A 16,350-nucleotide genomic window follows, 5' to 3' on the forward strand; every position below is an offset into this window, starting at 1 on the left:
GCCCCGGGGCGCAGCACGACTATCGTGGCTGTCGTTCCGGGGCGGCCCTTTCTCATGCCCGCGGCAGGGCTTTCATCTCCGCGGCAGGACGCTGTCCGGGCGGGAGGTTTCCCAGCCTTCCGGGCCGTGGCTGCCGGCCAGGTACTCCTCGAGCGGCACCTCGCCGGCGGCCCAGGCATTGAGGACGGGTTCGACGATCCGCCAGCAGTCTTCGGCAATGTCGCCCCGGACGGACAGCAGGGGGTCTCCGCGCAGGACGCCCTCGAGGACTTCGCCGTAGGGGAGCAGGTCCGGCGCATGCATCGCCGCCTCCAGTGCCACCCGGTCGAGGGTGAAGATGTCGCCGGGGGCGTTCACGTCGATTTCCAGCTGCAGTGTTTCGGGCCCGAAGCCGATCCGCAGCCGGGTCGGAGCATCAACCCCTTTGAACCCCACCGGGACCTGCACCGGCTTGAAGGTTACGATGGCCTCCTTCTGCTGCCTGCCCAGGGCCTTTCCCGAGCGCAGGATGAACGGTACGCCGGCCCAGCGGAAGTTGTTGACGGAGACTTCGATTTCCGCCAGGGTTTCCGTCTCGTGCGCCGGGTCGACGCCGTCTTCGGCGGCATAGTCCGGAATGTCGCGCCCGTCGATCTGCCCGGCGGTGTAGCGGGCGCGCCGCGTGCTCCTGGCGTAGTCCGGATTGACGGAACTCGCCCGCAGGACGCTGCCGATGTGGTCGCGCAGGTCCCGTTCGGTCAGCGAGGCCGGCGCGTTGATCGCCATCAACGCCATGATCTGCAGCAGATGGCTCTGGATCATGTCGCGCAGCGCGCCGGCCTTGTCGTAGTAGCGGGCGCGCCCCTCCAGCGCCAGCGATTCGTCGTAGAAGATCTCGACCTTCTCGACGTGCAGGTTGTTCATCAGCGGTTCGAGGAGCCGGTTGGCGAACCGCAGGCCGAGGATATTGAAGACGGTGGCCTTGCCCAGGAAGTGGTCGACCCGGTGGATCCGGTCTTCCGGAACCAGCGAGAGCAGCGTGCGGTTGAGCGAAGCCGCGGATTCCCGGCTGGTGCCGAACGGCTTCTCCAGCACGAGGCGGGTCCCCTCGGGCAGGTCCTGCGGCTTCAGCAGTTCGCAGGCCTTCTGGCTAACGGCCGGCGGCAGCGCAAAGAAGACCGCTACCGGGGCCTCTACGGAGGAAATCAGGCGTGCGAGGGCCCCCTCCGCCGTGACATCGACCACATGGTATTCCGTGCGTTCCTGCACGGAGCGCAGATCCTGCCTGCCGGCGTCGTTGGCGTTCCCCGCACAGTCGGTGAACGCAGCCCCCACCCGGTCCCGCCACTTGGCGGTGTCCCAGTCATCCGAGCCTGCGCCGACCAGTTTCAGGCCGTGCGTCCGCCCTTGGGCGATCAGCTTGCCCAGCCCGGGCAGCAGCAGCCGTCCCGTCAGGTCGCCGGACGCGCCCAGGATCAGCAGCGTCCGCACCGGTTCCGGGGCGGGAGTCGGGTTGGTGGTCGGGGTGCTCGCGGGGTTCGTCACATTCACACCTTGCCACCGGCGCGGCGAACTGTCGCCCGCCTGGCCCGATTTCCGATCCGTCATCGGGGCGTCCGGGACCAACCTCAAGTCCATACTTGGTACGCTGGAAAAGCTGTACTCCGGCCATGCCCGCCGGATCTGACCGAAGATCGACGAAAGAAGTGCACGGCACGTGTTCAATTCACTCTCTGACCGGTTGGCCTCAACCTTCAAGAATCTGCGCGGCAAGGGACGCCTGTCCGAAGCCGACGTCGACGCCACCGTCCGCGAGATCCGCCGCGCCCTCCTCGATGCCGACGTCGCCGTCCCCGTGGTGCGTGAGTTCGCCGCCCACGTGAAGGAGCGGGCGCTGGGCGAGGAAGTCTCCGCCGCCCTCAACCCGGGCCAGCAGGTCGTCAAGATCGTCAATGACGAACTGGTCCGCATCCTCGGCGGCGAGACCCGGCGCATCCGGCTGGCCAAGAACCCTCCGACCGTCATCATGCTGGCCGGCTTGCAGGGTGCCGGCAAGACCACGCTCGGCGGCAAGCTGGCCAAGTGGCTCAAGGGCCAGGGCCACAGCCCCATTCTCGTGGCAGCGGACCTTCAGCGGCCCAACGCCGTCACACAGCTCCAGGTCAACGGCCAGCGCGCCGGCGTTCCGGTCTTCGCCCCGCACCCGGGCGTGCAGTCCGAGTTCGAGGCCGCCACCGGCGATCCGGTGGCTGTGGCCCGCGACGGCGTGGCCGAAGCCCGCGCGAAGCTGCATGACGTGGTGATCGTGGACACCGCCGGCCGGCTGGGCATCGACGCCGAAATGATGCAGCAGGCGGCGGACATCCGCGCCGCCATCAACCCGGACGAAGTCCTCTTCGTCATCGACGCCATGATCGGCCAGGACGCGGTCAACACCGCGCAGGCCTTCAACGAGGGCGTCGATTTCACCGGCGTGGTGCTCTCCAAGCTCGACGGCGACGCCAGGGGCGGTGCCGCGCTGTCGGTCGCGTCCGTTACCGGCAAGCCCGTGATGTTCGCGTCCACCGGCGAGAACCTGGACGATTTCGAGATCTTCCACCCGGACCGCATGGCCAACCGGATCCTGGACATGGGCGACATCCTGTCCCTGATCGAGCAGGCGGAGAAGTCCTGGGACAAGGGCGAAGCCGAACGGATGGCGAAGAAGTTCGTCGACCAGGAGGACTTCACGCTCGAGGACTTCCTCGCGCAGATGCAGCAGATCCGCAAGATGGGCTCGATGAAGAAGATGCTCATGATGATGCCTGGTGCCGCCGGCATGCGGCAGCAGCTGGAGAACTTCGACGAGCGGGAGATCGACCGGGTCGAGGCGATTGTGCGTTCCATGACGCCGCACGAGCGCCTGGCGCCCAAGATCATCAACGGCTCCCGGCGCGCCCGCATCGCCCGCGGCTCCGGCGTCCACGTCTCCGAGGTCAACGGCCTGCTGGAGCGCTTCGGCCAGGCCCAGAAGATGATGAAGAAGATGGCCCAGGGCGGCGGCATCCCGGGCATGCCCGGCATGGCTGGCCCCGGCGGCTTCGGCGGGGCGCGCAAGGGCAAGCAGGTGGCCAAGGGCAAGAAGAAGGCCCGTTCGGGCAACCCGGCCAAGGCCGCCCAGGAGCTGCGCGAGGCCGAGGAACGTCGCGCGGGCGCCCGGAACGCGCTGCCCACGGGGGCCGCATTCGGCCAGCAGCAGGAGGAATTCGATCCTTCGGCGCTGAACCTGCCGAAGGGTTTCGAGAAGTTCCTCGGTAAGTAGCTTTCAACGCAAGGTCCGGCGGCTTTGCCGGATCCTGCTGCAGCGCGCCGAGGCAGGCCAAGCAGGGAGGGCAGTTGTGACCAAGCAGCATCTGGATGGATTCTACGGTTCCGTCTGGAAACGGCCGGCCTCGGTGGCCGTCATCGTCCGCACGGTCGGCGGGTCGGTCCTGCTGGCCCCGGACGCCAAGGGCGGTTTGGCCTTGCCGGCCGGCCTGGTCAAGAGCGGCGAGGATCCTCGCGGGGCAGCGGCCCGGGTCCTCGACGCGACATCGCTGCAGCTGCCGCTGGGCCGGATCCTCGCCATCGATTACCAGCAGGCGCCGGACTCGCCCGCCGAGGCGTTCACCTTCATTTACGACGGCGGTACCTACGAGGGCGGTGAACTCGCGGCGGCGGCCGGGGGACAGGCAGGCTTCCTGGATTTCCAGCTCGCCCTGCTGGAGCTGGACCGGACCCAGTCGGCACAGCTGAAGGCCGCGCTGGACGCCCACGAGCTGCTCACGGTCCTCGAGCTGCGAAACGGGCGGCCGCTGGAGACCGTGCAGCGGGACGTGCCGCGGCGGGAACTCATTGCCGGTTTCGACGGGACGCTGAGCCCTGGCCGCTAAGTTGGGCTCCCGGTCCGCCGGGAAGACGCGAGTGGTGTTCGTGCACGGACCGGGCGGCTTCGGCGCCGCCGCCTGGCCGCACCAGCACCGGCTGGCCGGGAAGTACGACTGCCTGTTCCTGCGCCGGCACGGTTTCGCGCCGACGGCCGCCCCGCTGCCCACGGATTTCCAAGCCGACATGCACATCGTTCTGGCCAATCTCGGAGAGGGCGGCCACGTCGTCGCGCATTCCCACGGGGCGATCTCGGCCATGATGGCCGCCGTCGAGCGGCCGGACCTCGTGCGGTCGCTCACGCTCTTCGAGCCCGCCTGCCTGTCCCTGACGGCGGACCTGCCGGCCACCCGGGCACACCGGGAGCGGTTGGCGCCCCTGTATGCCGCCCGCGGCGAGCTGACGGACGAGCAGTACCAGCAGGAGTTCAGCTGGCTCATGTCCGGTTCCCGCCCCGGGCCGCTGCGCACCTGGCAGGAGCGCCGGGAAGCCCGGCGCCTGCGGTTGCAGGAGGCGCCCTGGGCAGCGCCGCTCAGTATCGTTCCCGGCCTCCCGACCCTGGTGGTCACCGGGGGCTGGGAGCCGCTCTACGAAGAGGTCGGCGAGTACCTGGCCACCACCGGGGCGGTGCACCGGCATGCACCCGGCCATCATCGGCCCCAGGATCGTGCCGAGGGGCACGGGCTGCTGGCAGAATTCCTGCTGACCCTCGAACAGTAGCCGCGGCTGCCGCGGCTCTTGCTAGCGTTGTGTCATGAACGCATTTGGCTGGGAGCCGGTATCCGGGCAGCTTTGGTGGCCGTGGCCCTTGGACGGACCCGGCGCCCGCGCCCTGGTCCGGGAGTTCGCGGACCGTTCCCTGCTCGGCGCCTTCGCGGCGGGTAACCCCGCGGCCGGCCAGACCGTCGTCGAATTCCTGCTGGCCCGCGATCCCTCGGGCCGGGTTGCCGTCCTGGATCCGGACGGGGCGGCGGTTGCCGGTCCGGACTACCGGATGCTGGCCCAAAGCCTTTCGCTGGCCGCCGGGGGCGCCGTGGACATCGACGGTTTCGAATACGAGGCGCCGGCCGCGGACGCGGCCCTCGAGCTGGACCCATCCGACGGCGGGACTGCGCTGGACGCCCTGGACGTCATGGAGCCGCCCGTGCTGCGGACCGTCATGGTCGGCCGGTTCCGGCGCGAGGACCTGCTGATGTTCGGCGCCCTGAACTCGGCGCCGCTGGATGTCTTCGAGGACGACGGCGAACGCGGGCGCCGGATCGTCGTCGTCCACGGCGGCGCCTCGCCCGGGCTGTACAACTGGCCGGAACAGGCAAAGCCGATGGCCGCCTTCGTGAACCTGGACGGTCTGCGCGCCGTCGAGGCCTGGCTGCCGGGACCGCGGAAGGACCCGGCCAACAATTTCTGGCACGCGTGGCAGCCGCAGCCCAAGCCGTTCCCGAGCACGGAGCGGGCTTCGGCCGAGGCGCTTCGGCTCCTCGGCACGCTCATTCGGTCGGCGGACCCGCATACGAGGGACCTCGCGCGGGCCTTCGGGCTGGATGGACAGGCCGAGGCCCGGCTCTCCGAGCTGCTGCTGGGCGAGGATTCGGAAGACGTCTTGGCGCAGACCGCCGAAGCCCTGGGCCTGCCGCGGCTGGCAGGGGAGCTGGCGGAATCGGGCCAGTCAGCCAGCGCCGTCCCGGAACACCTGCCGGCGCTTCCCCTGGGCAAGGCCGTGCTGGAGCTAATGGCTACGCCCATGACCGGCAGTTCTCCGCTGGCCCGCTGGCACCGCCGCGTCCTCGCCCACCCCGAGCTGCTCGCCGGCAGCGCCGCCGTCGCGGCCGGGGCGGCTGCTGTTCTGCTGCGCGCTTCCGGGCGTCCGCTGCGCCGGAACGGCGGCCTGCTGCGTGCCGGTGCGCTCTCCCTCGCGGCCGAGGCTGCCAGCGAGCTGGCCCTCTACGGCTACCTGAAATTCCGCCGCCGCTGACCAGCAGCGACCGCCGGCAGGCGGGGACTGGAACAAACGTGAAGCTTCAAGTATTATTACTTGCATGAACCTTCAAGTAAATGCCCAGGACCTGCTGCCCGCCGACCTCAGCATGGGCACCGTGATGCTCAAGGTCGGCGACATGAAGACCATGACTTCCTACTACCAGCAGGCGCTCGGGCTGGAACCGCTGAGCGAGGGCCTCGGCGGCGTCTACCTGGGCCGCGGATCCACTCCGCTGGTCCACCTTGCCCCGGCGGGGGGCCTCCAGCTGCCCTCCCGGGGTGAGGCGGGTCTGTTCCATACAGCATTCCTCTTCGAGGACCGTGCCTCCCTTGCCGCCACGGTGGCAACCGCGGCCCAGTATGATCCCCGCCGGTTCGCCGGCAGCGCGGACCACCTGGTCAGCGAGGCATTCTACTTCACCGATCCCGAAGGAAACGGCATCGAGCTGTACTTCGACAAGCCCCGCGAGAGCTGGCAGTGGAACACCGGGGCGGACGGCAGCCGCGAGGTTCACATGGACAACGTGGCCCTGCCGCCGCAGCTGTACCTGCAGAACCACCTGACCGAGGCTTCCCTGGCCGGGCAGCACGAGGCCGGGGCAGGGATCGGCCACGTCCACCTCCAGGTGGGGGACACGGATGTTGCCGAGGACTTCTACGTCAAGACCCTCGGCTTCGAGCGCACCGCGGGCTGGCACGGACAGGCCCTGTTCGTTTCCGCCGGAGGCTACCACCACCACATGGCGATGAACGTCTGGAACAGCCGCGGCGCCGGTCCGCGCAAGGACACCCTGGGGCTGGGCGAGGTCGTAATCCACGTGCCGACCGGGGACGAGGTCGGCGCGCTGGCCGAGCGGCTCTCCAGCGCCAGGATCGGCCATCACCACACCGGTGCCGAGCTCCGCTTCGAAGACCCGTGGCGCAACCAGCTGCGCGTCGCCGTCGGCTAGGCTGAAGGCGCACCATCCTGCCTAACCGCGAAGGGACGCCCAATGTCCGGTACCACTGAAGTCTTCGTCGCTACCCATGATGCGGCCGTGCGGCGCGCCGCCGCCCTGGAAGCCAGCTTCGATGCCCGCTCGGAGACCGATGCCTCCGGCGTGGCCGTCGAGGATGCCCCGAACGCGCGCATCAACGGGATTACGGACCTGGAGATCGAGATCCTTGGGGGACTGGCGGCCAAGGCCGTCGGTGCTGCCGGCGACGCGGCTTTGGACATGGCGGACGTCTCCAGCGACTATCTGATGGTAGCCCCGGATTCCATGGTGGAGTCCCTGGCGGAGCTGCTGACGTACGTTGACGACGGCGGAGAATCGGTGATTCCGGAGGTCGCCTCCCTGTGGGCCTCGGAGGAGGACATGCCCTTCAGCGGGGACGTCGCCGAGGAGTACGTCCGCCGCCTTGCGGAACTGGCCCGGCAGGCCGAAGAGGGGGACCGCCTCCAGCTCTACGTCTGGAGCAGCGCGGCGGAAGCCTGACCGCCCGGCGGGCCGACCCGCCGAGTCGCGCGGATTGGCTCCCGTCTGGCACAATAGACAGGTACTCGATCTGCGCGGCCCCTCTCTCCGTGCATGCATCTTGTCCTTTGAACCCCAACCATGGCCCGCCCCACGGGAGCAGACATACGGGTTCGCCCATTTTCAGAACCAGGAGTGACCACAAAAGTGGCCGTAAAGATTCGCCTTAAGCGCTTCGGTAAGAAGTTCTCTGCCCACTACCGCGTCGTTGTCATGGATTCCCGCGCCAAGCGCGACGGCCGTGCCATCGAAGAGATCGGGCAGTACCACCCGACCCAGGAGCCCTCGCTCATCGAGATCAACTCCGAGCGCGCCCAGTACTGGCTCGGTGTCGGCGCCCAGCCGACCGAGCAGGCCGAGGTTCTGCTCAAGATCACCGGTGACTGGCAGAAGTTCAAGGGCATTGAGGGCCAGGAAGGCACCCTCAAGACCAAGGCTCCGAAGGAGGCCTTCGTGGCCCCCGAGAAGGAATCTGTCATCGTCCCCGAGGCCATCACCCCGAAGGCCAAGAAGGAAGACGCTGACGAGGCTGCTGCTGAAGCTCCGGCCGAGGAAGCTGACGAGACCGCTAAGGCTGAGTAATGCTGGCTGAAGCGCTCGAACACCTGGTCCGTGGCATCGTTGACAGTCCCGAGGACGTCAAGGTCACGGTCAAAAGCAACCGCCGCTCGGAAATCATCGAGGTGCGGGTCAACCAGGATGATTTGGGCCGCGTGATCGGCAGGCAGGGCCGCACCGCCCGCGCACTGCGGACCGTCATCTCTGCCCTGGCAGACGGTGAACCGGTCCGCGTGGACGTGGTGGACACGGACCGCCGCCGCTGATCCGCCAGCGACACCAGTCGAGCCATCCGGCCCCGGCACCAGATATGGTGGCGGGGCCGGACGCATTTGACCAGTCCGTTCAGTACCATCCGACAGGAGAGTCCATGCACGTCCAGGTTGCCAGGATCGGCAAACCGCACGGCATCAGAGGAGAAGTCACCGTCCAGGTCCTCACCGATGCCCCCGAGGAACGGTTCACTCCCGGTGCCCGCCTTGTGGTGGAGCCGGAACGGCTCGGTCCCCTGACCGTCCGCTCGGCACGCTGGAACAAGGAGATCCTGCTGCTGGGTTTCGATGAAGTGGCCGACCGCAACGGCGCCGAGGAGCTGCGCGGCGCGAAGCTCTTCGTGGACAGCGATGACCATGAGGACGAGGACGCGTGGTACGAACACGAGCTGGTAGGGCTGAAGGCCCTCGTCGGCGAGGAAGAGGTCGGCCGCGTGGCCGGCCTGAACACCCTGCCCGCACAGGACCAGCTGGTCATTGAGGCCGCCAACGGCGAAGAGATCCTGGTGCCGTTCGTCGAGCAGATCGTGCCGGAAGTCGATGTCGAAGGCGGCTTCATCCGCCTCACTCCGCCGCCCGGGCTTTTCGAAGTCAACAGCCCGGAAAACCGGACCGAACCGGACGACGGCGAGGGGGAGCGCTAGGTGCGCATCGACGTCGTCAGCATTTTTCCCGAGTATCTGGACGCGTTGGAGCTCTCCCTCATCGGCAAGGCTCGGCAGGACGGGCTGCTGGAACTCAACGTGCGCAACCTGCGCGACTTTACGACGGACCGGCATCGGACGGTGGACGACACCCCGTACGGCGGCGGGGCCGGCATGGTGATGAAGCCGGAGCCGTGGGCGCTGGCACTCGAAGCGGTGCTGGAATCCGCGGCTGCAGGGAGTTCCTCCGATGGTGCCGGGCCTGGCCCGGACAGTGCGGCGGAAGACCGGCGCCCCGTGCTGATCGTTCCTTCGCCCGCGGGCGAGGTCTTTACGCAGTCGATCGCCCACGAGCTGGCGGCGGAGCAGCACCTGGTGTTCGCGTGCGGCCGCTACGAAGGGATCGATGAGCGTGTCCTGGAGTGGGCGGCGGACTCCTTCCGGGTCAGGCCAATGAGCCTGGGCGACTACGTGCTCAACGGCGGCGAAGTGGCCGTCCTGGCGATGGTCGAGGCGATCGGCCGGCTGGTTCCGGGGGTCGTCGGGAATCCCGAGTCCCTGGTCGAAGAGTCCCACGCCGACGGGCTGCTCGAATACCCGGTTTACACCAAGCCCTCGGTCTGGCGCGGCCGGGCCGTACCCGAGGTGCTGCTCAGCGGCAACCACGCCAAAATCGCGCGCTACCGCCGCGATGAACAGCTGCGCCGCACTGCCCTGCGCCGTCCGGACCTGGCCGGCGCCCTGCCGCCGGAGCAGCTGACCGCGTCGGACCACTCCGTCCTGGCTGAAGCCACCGGCCCGCAGGGGCTGCAGGGCCAGTAGTTTGAATTGGCGGCGCACGCCTGCCCTGTGGCAGAATGGTTCATTGTGTTTGCTGGGCTTGCGCCTGCCACAGGGGGCGTAGATGCCAACAGCCAGACACGCCGGTGGCCGAATCCCGGACCCGCCGGTCCATTGATTTTCGGTGTTGGAAGAAGCGGCGCTTGCCGGCTTCCGCACCGTGACCAACGTGAATGACCTGTGGCGTTCACCAGGAGTGACAAGCATGCACATCCTCGACTCCGTCGACGCAGCCTCGCTGCGCAGCGACATCCCCGAGTTCCGCGCCGGTGACACCGTCAAGGTCCACGTGAACATCGTTGAAGGCAAGAACGCGCGTATCCAGGTATTCCAGGGCTTTGTCATGGGCCGCCAGGGCGACGGCGTTCGCGAGACCTTCACCGTTCGCAAGGTTTCCTTCGGCGTCGGTGTTGAGCGTACGTTCCCGGTCCACTCTCCGATCATCGACCGGATCGAAGTTTTGACCAAGGGCGACGTCCGCCGCGCCAAGCTGTACTACATGCGCGACCGCCACGGCAAGGCCGCCAAGATCAAGGAAAAGCGCGACTTCGGCTCCGCCAAGTAGCACCTTCCTCGATTTCGCGGTGCAAGACCATGCAGCTCCCCGGCTGAAAGCCGGGGAGCGCTCAGAACGCCGGCCCGGGTTCCCGGGCTGGCGTTTTGTCTTCGCGGCCCTGGCGGTTGCCATCGTGCTGAGCGCGGTGGTCCGGGCAACGTTGGTCGACGTCTACTACATTCCGTCGGCGTCGATGGAACCCGCCCTGACCGAAGGCGACCGCGTCCTGGTCTCCCGGACCGACTACCACTACGGCCCGATTCGCAGGGGGGACCTGGTGGTTTTCGACGGCCGCGGCTCGTTTGCCCCGCTCCGCAGCGGGAATCCGGCCTACGTTGATGCCCTGCTGCAGATGGGCCAGTGGCTCGGGTTCGCCGGAAACGGCACAACCTACGTGAAACGGGTCATCGGGCTGCCCGGCGACTCCGTGGAATGCTGCACTGCCGACGGCCTGCTCGAGGTCAACGGCGAGGCCGTGGCCGAGCCCTACATCCAGCCGGGCGACGCGCCGAGCGAACTGGAGTTCTCCGTCCGCGTGCCACAGGATAGGTTGTGGTTGATGGGGGACCACCGGTCGGTGTCCGCGGATTCCCGGGGCCTGCTCGGAGCACCCGGCGGCGGCATGGTTCCGACGGACCGGGTGATCGGGAGGCCGACACACATTATCTGGCCGCTGGAGCGGTCCGGCAGGCTGGAACGAATCGCCCTGGAAACAGGGTCGGATGAAGGAAAATAGACATGGAGCAGGCGGCAGACAAACGCAGGAACCCGGCTTTGGCCTGGCTGAAGGAAATCGGGATCATTGTCGTCGTCGCACTATTGCTGTCCTTCCTCATCAAGACCTTCCTCTTCCGGGCCTTCTACATCCCGTCGACCTCGATGGAGAACACCCTCGAGGTTAATGACCGCATTTTCGTCAATCTTCTGGTGCCCCAGCCCATCGGCCTCGAGCGGGGTGACGTCGTGGTCTTCCGCGACGACCTGGGGTGGCTGCCGGCCAACGGTGCCGGCAACGACGGCGGAAACTGGTTCCAGCAGGCGCTCACCTTCGTCGGGCTGATGCCGGACAGTTCCGAGCAGCACCTCGTCAAGCGCGTGATTGGCATCGGCGGAGACCGGGTGGTCTGCTGCGATGCGGACGGCCGGATCACGGTGAACGGGAAAGCGCTGGACGAGCCCTACCTGCACCCCGAGTCCACGAACGAAAGCCAGCCCTTCGACGTCGTCGTTCCCGACGGTAAAATCTGGGTCATGGGAGACAACCGGAACCATTCGGCGGACTCCCGGGAACACCGCGATGAAGCCTCCGGAGGCTTCATCGACCTCGACTCGGTGGAAGGCAAAGCCGCCGTCATCGCCTGGCCGCTGGACCGGATGGGCGTGATCGGCAACTATCCCGAGGTGTTCGACACGGTGCCGCCCGCAGGCGGCGGTTCAGCACCGGCCAACACGCCTTCCGGACGATCGGAGCAGGAGGGCGGAGAGTGACACCTAAGAACCCGCACCTGCGGTTCGAACGCTCGCTGACGTCACAGGGGTTCCGCATGGTGGCCGGGGCCGACGAGGTCGGCCGCGGCGCACTGGCCGGGCCCGTCACCGTCGGCATGGTGCTCATTGATGCCGGGGCCGTAAAGCCGCTGAAAGGCGTCCGGGACAGCAAGCTGCTCCACCCGAGGGACCGCGAGCTGCTGGTTCCCCGGATCCGTACCTGGGCGGTCGCCTACGGGGTCGGCCACGCCTCCCCGGACGAGATCGATTCCTTGGGCCTGACGGCGGCGCTCAGGCTCGCCGGTACCCGCGCGTGGCAGGCGGTGCTGGAAACGTCCCGCCCCGACGTCGTGATCCTCGACGGAAACTTCAACTGGCTCTCGCCGGTCGAGCAACCCACCCTCTTCGATGCGGGCAGCGGGACCGGATGCGACGCACCGGTGCAGACGAAAATCAAGGCGGACCTGAACTGCCTCAGCGTCGCGGCGGCCAGCGTTCTGGCCAAGGTGGAGCGTGACAACCTTATGGCCGAGCTGGCCGCGACGCATCCCGAGTACGGCTGGGAAGTCAACAAGGGATATGCGACGGCCGCCCATCGGACGGCATTGACTGCGCACGGTCCGTCGGCTGTCCACAGGCGCAGCTGGCGCCTGATTCCTGCGGTGCTGGATGATGCGGTGCTGGATGATGCCGTCGAGCCGGATGACGGGACCGCCGGCGGGGGAGAGGCAGGGGAGACACCAGGCCCCGCAGCCCGGCCGGGCACCGAGGCGGCACCTGTTCCCGAGGCTGCGCCCGCTCCCGAGGCGGAGCGAGCCGAGCCCCCCGCGCCCGTGGCCACCGCGCCCGCCCCCGAGCCCGTGCCTACCGCGCCAGACCCGGAGGCTGGAGCGGTGTGTCCCGTCGCGGCCCCGGAGCAGGCGCCTGCGGCGCCCGCCCCCGCCCCGAGCCTGGCTTAGCACCAACAGCGGCGTCCCGCACCACCGGCGGCAACCCCTACCGATCTGCGAGAAGATGGACTCATGAGCGCTGAAGACCTTGAGAATTATGAAACGGACATGGAGCTGCAGCTCTACCGGGAATACCGCGACGTCGCGGGCCTCTTCAGCTACGTCGTGGAGACGGAGCGCCGGTTCTATTTGGCTAACCACGTCGATCTTCAAGCGCGTTCGGCCGACGGCGAGATTTATTTCGACCTGACGATGCAGGATGCCTGGGTATGGGACATCTACCGCACGGCCCGCTTCGTCAAGAAGGTCCGCGTCTTGACGTTCAAGGACGTTAACATCGAAGAGCTGTCCAAGTCGGATGACCTGACCCTGCCGAAGGACGGCGACCTGGGCAACTGAGGCCAGTCCTCCTCCACAGCCCGCGTGGCTGGCGAGCTGTCCACATAGGCGAACGGGTTCCCGCGGAGCGCCGCTAAGCGGCGCACGCTGGAACCTATGAGAGCTAAAGACGAACTCGGCAGGTCCGGCGAAACGCTGGCCGCGGCCTACCTGGAACAAGCCGGACAACGGGTTGTGGACCGCAACTGGCGCGGACCCGCGGGGGAAATCGACATCGTCGCCCTGGAAGGGGCCACTGTCGTGGTCTCCGAGGTCAAGACACGCAGGTCGGTGGACTACGGCCATCCGCTGGAAGCCATCACCCCGGCCAAAGTCGAGCGGTTGCAGATCCTCGCGCGGCAATGGCTGCGGGCCCACGGAATGTCCGCCAACGGCTACCGCATCGATGCGGTCGCGGTCCTGGATGACGGCGACAATCCGCCGGTGATTGAGCACCTCAAGGCTGTCGGCTGATGGGGCTGGGCAGGTCCTTTTCCGTCGCCCTCGTCGGGCTGGCGGGCCACATTGTCGAGGTGGAGGCGGACATCGGCCAGACGCTGCCGGCGTTCGTGCTGCTGGGGCTTCCCGACGCATCCCTTACCGAGGCCAAGGACCGGATCCGCTCGGCCGCCAAGAACGCCGGTATACCCCTGAGCCGCCGCAAACTCACCATCAACCTGATTCCCGCATCGCTGCCCAAGAAAGGCTCGGGATTCGACCTGGCGATGCTGATGGCCGCACTCCAGGCCGCGGGGGACGTCCGTCCGAGCGGCAGCACCGTGTTCCTCGCGGAGCTGGGGCTGGACGGCCGGCTGCGGCCGGTCCGCGGCGTCCTCCCGGCCGTTATGGCCGCCGTCGAGGCCGGACGTCCGGACGTTGTCATTGCCGATGGGAACCGTGCCGAGGCGGACCTTGTGCCGGGTGCCTGCGTCCGCAGCTTTTCCTCGGTGGCCGAATTGCTGCTGGCCTTCGGCGCTGACCCGGCCCGGGTGGTCCTGCCGCCGGAGGGACCCGAAGAAGGCCCGGGACCCGATGCGCCGGCCGCCGCGGCTGGACACGGCCCCGACATGGCTGACATCGCAGGCCAGCAGGAGGCCAGGACCGCGCTCGAGGTCGCTGCCGCCGGCGGACACCACATCATGCTGGTCGGACCGCCGGGCGCCGGCAAGACGATGCTGGCCGAACGGTTGCCAGGGCTGCTGCCGGATCTGCCGGACCATCATGCAATGGAAGTGACGGCGGTGCATTCGCTGAGCAGTACGGCAGCGGGGTTGACCCAGCTGCTGCGCCGCCCGCCCTTCGAGAATCCGCATCATACGGCGACCGCGGTCTCCATCATCGGCGGAGGTTCCGGAATGCCCCGTCCAGGTGCGGCTTCCCGCGCCCACCGGGGCGTGCTCTTCCTCGACGAGGCGCCCGAATACGACCGCGCCGTACTTGACGCGCTGCGGCAGCCACTGGAGAGCGGAGAGCTGGTGCTGCACCGTGCGGCGGGGACCGCCACATATCCGGCCCGCTTCCAGCTGGTGCTGGCCGCCAACCCGTGTCCCTGCGGCCGGTCGGACGAGAAGGGTATCGACTGCACCTGTACCCCTACCCAGCGGCGCCGGTACTTCGGCAAGCTTTCCGGTCCGCTGATCGACAGGATCGACCTTCAGCTGACACTGGCGCGCCTGAGACGGAGCGACATGACTTCCGCACAGGGCCAGGAGAGCACGGCGCTGGTGGCGGCCAGGGTCGGCCGGGCGCGGCAGGCCCAGCGCGATCGTCTGGGCCGGTGGGGCCACGCCTTGAACGCCGAGGTGCCCGCCGAGCTCTTCAAAGGTCCCCTGCGCCTGCCTCGCCGGATGTCAGCCGACCTTGACCGGGCCATGGATAACAACGTCCTCACCGCCCGCGGCTACAACAAAGTCCTGCGCGTCGCGTGGACCATCGCCGATCTGGCGGGTCAGGCCGCTCCGGACCGGGACTGCGTCGGGCTGGCCCTGGCCTACCGCCAGAACGAAAGGATGGCCGCGTGATGGCCGGAGCGTTGGAGGAGCGACGGGCCAGGGCGGCCCTTGCCCGACTCATGGAACCGTCGGACTGGGTGGGCCTGGCACTCGTCGCGGCCCTCGGCCCGGTCGACGCACTGAGGGTAGCCACCGGCTCGATGGGGCCCGGCCAGGGTCTGGAAGGCGAGCTGCGGCGGGTGCTCGACCGGGAGGCGGGCGGCCCACAGTCCCTGCTGGGGGATGCCCTCCAGCGCTGGGCTCCCCGGGTGAAGGACCTCGCCCCGGAGCGGGACCTGGCCACCATGGAACGGTTGGGCGGGCGGCTGGTTATTCCGTCCGACGACCTCTGGCCTGCCGCGCTGGCAGATCTGGAACTGGGGGAGCCGGTGTGCCTGTGGATGCGCGGAGACGTTGACCAGGGAGTTCCGGCCTTGAACCGCAACGTTGCCATGGTCGGATCCCGGGACAGCACCAACTATGGCAATTCGGTGACAGGAGACATGGCCGCCGGCCTCGTCCAGCGCGGCTACTGCGTCATATCCGGGGGAGCGTACGGCATCGATGCCCAGGCCCACCGATCCGCGCTCGCAGCAGCGGATGACGCCGATGGCGTGACGACCATGGCCGTGATGGCGTGCGGCCTGGACCGCTACTACCCGGCGGGCAACGAGGACCTGCTGCGCTCGATCGCCGCCCGGGGAATCATCCTCGCGGAGGTGCCGCCGGGCTCGGCGCCGACCAGATGGAGGTTTCTCCAGCGCAACCGGCTCATCGCGGCGCTGGCTGGTGTGACCGTCGTGGTGGAAGCGCGCTGGCGCTCGGGTGCCTTGAACACCGCGCACCACGCGGCCGGACTCGGCCGTCCGGTCGGCGCCGTGCCGGGGTCCGTGTACTCCGCAAATTCGGCCGGCACGCATCGGCTGTTGCGCGATGGCAGCGCCACGTGTGTCACGGAGGCGGCGGAAGTAGCCGAGCTGGCCGGCCCCTTCGACGCCACTGGCGCGCCGCCTCAGCAGGAGGCACTGGCCGACCATGATGGTCTTGGCGTGGAAGACCTGCTGCTGCTGGATGCCCTGCCGGTCCGGCAGGGCGTCAGCATCGACAAGCTCGCCCCCGTGGCCGGGCTGCCCGCACGGAGTGTCCTGGCCGGACTCGGCAGGCTCGAGTCCCGCGGCCTGGCACGCCAGGACGGCTTCGGCTGGCGCCGAGCGCGCAGGTCGTGAAGCCCGGGCTGGCGTTGGCCGCGCAGGCCGAGAAACCTGGGCTGGCGCCGGGCGCGCAGGCCGTGAACCCA

Annotated in this window: 19 protein-coding genes; 18 read left to right on the plus strand and 1 reads right to left on the minus strand. The window is 68.4% G+C overall.

Annotated elements, in window-relative coordinates; genetic code table 11:
* Positions 1-72: 72 nt before the first annotated feature.
* Positions 73-1,470, minus strand: a complete 1,398-nt coding sequence (locus WFH44_RS16225) for a glucose-6-phosphate dehydrogenase (RefSeq protein ID WP_336715209.1) — start codon at positions 1,468-1,470, stop codon at positions 73-75.
* Positions 1,471-1,696: 226 nt separating this feature from the next.
* Between WFH44_RS16225 and ffh the strand changes: the two genes are divergently transcribed.
* From ffh to dprA, 18 genes are all read left to right on the plus strand, one after another.
* Complete coding sequence (gene ffh / locus WFH44_RS16230; protein WP_336714963.1) at positions 1,697-3,280, plus strand: signal recognition particle protein; 1,584 nt, start codon at positions 1,697-1,699, stop codon at positions 3,278-3,280.
* A gap of 76 nt (positions 3,281-3,356) precedes the next feature.
* The gene (locus tag WFH44_RS16235; RefSeq protein WP_336714964.1) at positions 3,357-3,890 is read left to right on the plus strand and encodes an NUDIX hydrolase; all 534 of its coding nucleotides are present in this window, start codon (positions 3,357-3,359) and stop codon (positions 3,888-3,890) included.
* A gap of 34 nt (positions 3,891-3,924) precedes the next feature.
* Entirely contained in the window at positions 3,925-4,602 is a 678-nt protein-coding gene (locus WFH44_RS16240; protein WP_336715212.1) for an alpha/beta fold hydrolase, read from the plus strand.
* Between the two features lie 34 nt (positions 4,603-4,636).
* Positions 4,637-5,854: a hypothetical protein gene (locus WFH44_RS16245; protein WP_336714966.1), complete on the plus strand. Its 1,218-nt coding sequence runs from the start codon at positions 4,637-4,639 to the stop codon at positions 5,852-5,854.
* Positions 5,855-5,918: 64 nt separating this feature from the next.
* Complete coding sequence (locus WFH44_RS16250) at positions 5,919-6,809, plus strand: VOC family protein (protein WP_336714968.1); 891 nt, start codon at positions 5,919-5,921, stop codon at positions 6,807-6,809.
* Positions 6,810-6,851: 42 nt separating this feature from the next.
* Positions 6,852-7,337 carry a hypothetical protein gene (locus tag WFH44_RS16255; RefSeq protein ID WP_336714970.1) on the plus strand — a complete coding sequence of 162 codons (486 nt, stop codon included), beginning with the start codon at positions 6,852-6,854 and terminating at the stop codon, positions 7,335-7,337.
* 186 nt (positions 7,338-7,523) lie between these two features.
* Complete coding sequence (rpsP, locus tag WFH44_RS16260) at positions 7,524-7,958, plus strand: 30S ribosomal protein S16 (RefSeq protein WP_336714972.1); 435 nt, start codon at positions 7,524-7,526, stop codon at positions 7,956-7,958.
* Positions 7,958-8,200, plus strand: coding sequence for an RNA-binding protein (locus tag WFH44_RS16265; RefSeq protein WP_262105034.1), 243 nt, complete (start codon positions 7,958-7,960; stop codon positions 8,198-8,200). Before rpsP ends, WFH44_RS16265 begins: the two co-directional genes overlap by 1 nt.
* Positions 8,201-8,304: 104 nt before the next feature.
* Positions 8,305-8,850: a ribosome maturation factor RimM gene (gene rimM / locus WFH44_RS16270; RefSeq protein ID WP_336714973.1), complete on the plus strand. Its 546-nt coding sequence runs from the start codon at positions 8,305-8,307 to the stop codon at positions 8,848-8,850.
* Positions 8,851-9,672 (plus strand): tRNA (guanosine(37)-N1)-methyltransferase TrmD, encoded by an 822-nt coding sequence (gene trmD / locus WFH44_RS16275; protein WP_336714975.1) that lies wholly within the window; start codon positions 8,851-8,853, stop codon positions 9,670-9,672.
* A 223-nt stretch (positions 9,673-9,895) separates the two neighbouring features.
* The gene (gene rplS, locus WFH44_RS16280) at positions 9,896-10,255 is read left to right on the plus strand and encodes a 50S ribosomal protein L19 (RefSeq protein ID WP_262105029.1); all 360 of its coding nucleotides are present in this window, start codon (positions 9,896-9,898) and stop codon (positions 10,253-10,255) included.
* 19 nt (positions 10,256-10,274) lie between these two features.
* Positions 10,275-10,982 carry a signal peptidase I gene (gene lepB, locus WFH44_RS16285; RefSeq protein WP_336714976.1) on the plus strand — a complete coding sequence of 236 codons (708 nt, stop codon included), beginning with the start codon at positions 10,275-10,277 and terminating at the stop codon, positions 10,980-10,982.
* 2 nt (positions 10,983-10,984) lie between these two features.
* On the plus strand, positions 10,985-11,734 hold the full coding sequence (lepB, locus tag WFH44_RS16290; protein ID WP_336714978.1) for a signal peptidase I: 750 nt from the start codon (positions 10,985-10,987) through the stop codon (positions 11,732-11,734).
* Entirely contained in the window at positions 11,731-12,693 is a 963-nt protein-coding gene (locus WFH44_RS16295; protein WP_336714980.1) for a ribonuclease HII, read from the plus strand. The genes lepB (WFH44_RS16290) and WFH44_RS16295 overlap by 4 nt, the downstream gene beginning before the upstream one ends.
* Positions 12,694-12,756: 63 nt before the next feature.
* Positions 12,757-13,083, plus strand: a complete 327-nt coding sequence (locus tag WFH44_RS16300; RefSeq protein WP_336714982.1) for a DUF2469 domain-containing protein — start codon at positions 12,757-12,759, stop codon at positions 13,081-13,083.
* A gap of 96 nt (positions 13,084-13,179) precedes the next feature.
* Positions 13,180-13,536, plus strand: a complete 357-nt coding sequence (locus tag WFH44_RS16305) for a YraN family protein (protein ID WP_442892924.1) — start codon at positions 13,180-13,182, stop codon at positions 13,534-13,536.
* Positions 13,536-15,083, plus strand: coding sequence for a YifB family Mg chelatase-like AAA ATPase (locus WFH44_RS16310; RefSeq protein ID WP_336714984.1), 1,548 nt, complete (start codon positions 13,536-13,538; stop codon positions 15,081-15,083). Before WFH44_RS16305 ends, WFH44_RS16310 begins: the two co-directional genes overlap by 1 nt.
* Positions 15,083-16,279, plus strand: coding sequence for a DNA-processing protein DprA (dprA, locus tag WFH44_RS16315; RefSeq protein WP_336714986.1), 1,197 nt, complete (start codon positions 15,083-15,085; stop codon positions 16,277-16,279). The genes WFH44_RS16310 and dprA overlap by 1 nt, the downstream gene beginning before the upstream one ends.
* Positions 16,280-16,350: the final 71 nt, after the last annotated feature.

Origin of the sequence: Arthrobacter sp. USHLN218 (genome assembly GCF_037144715.1) — a bacterium.
Taxonomy (GTDB): Bacteria; Actinomycetota; Actinomycetes; order Actinomycetales; family Micrococcaceae; genus Crystallibacter.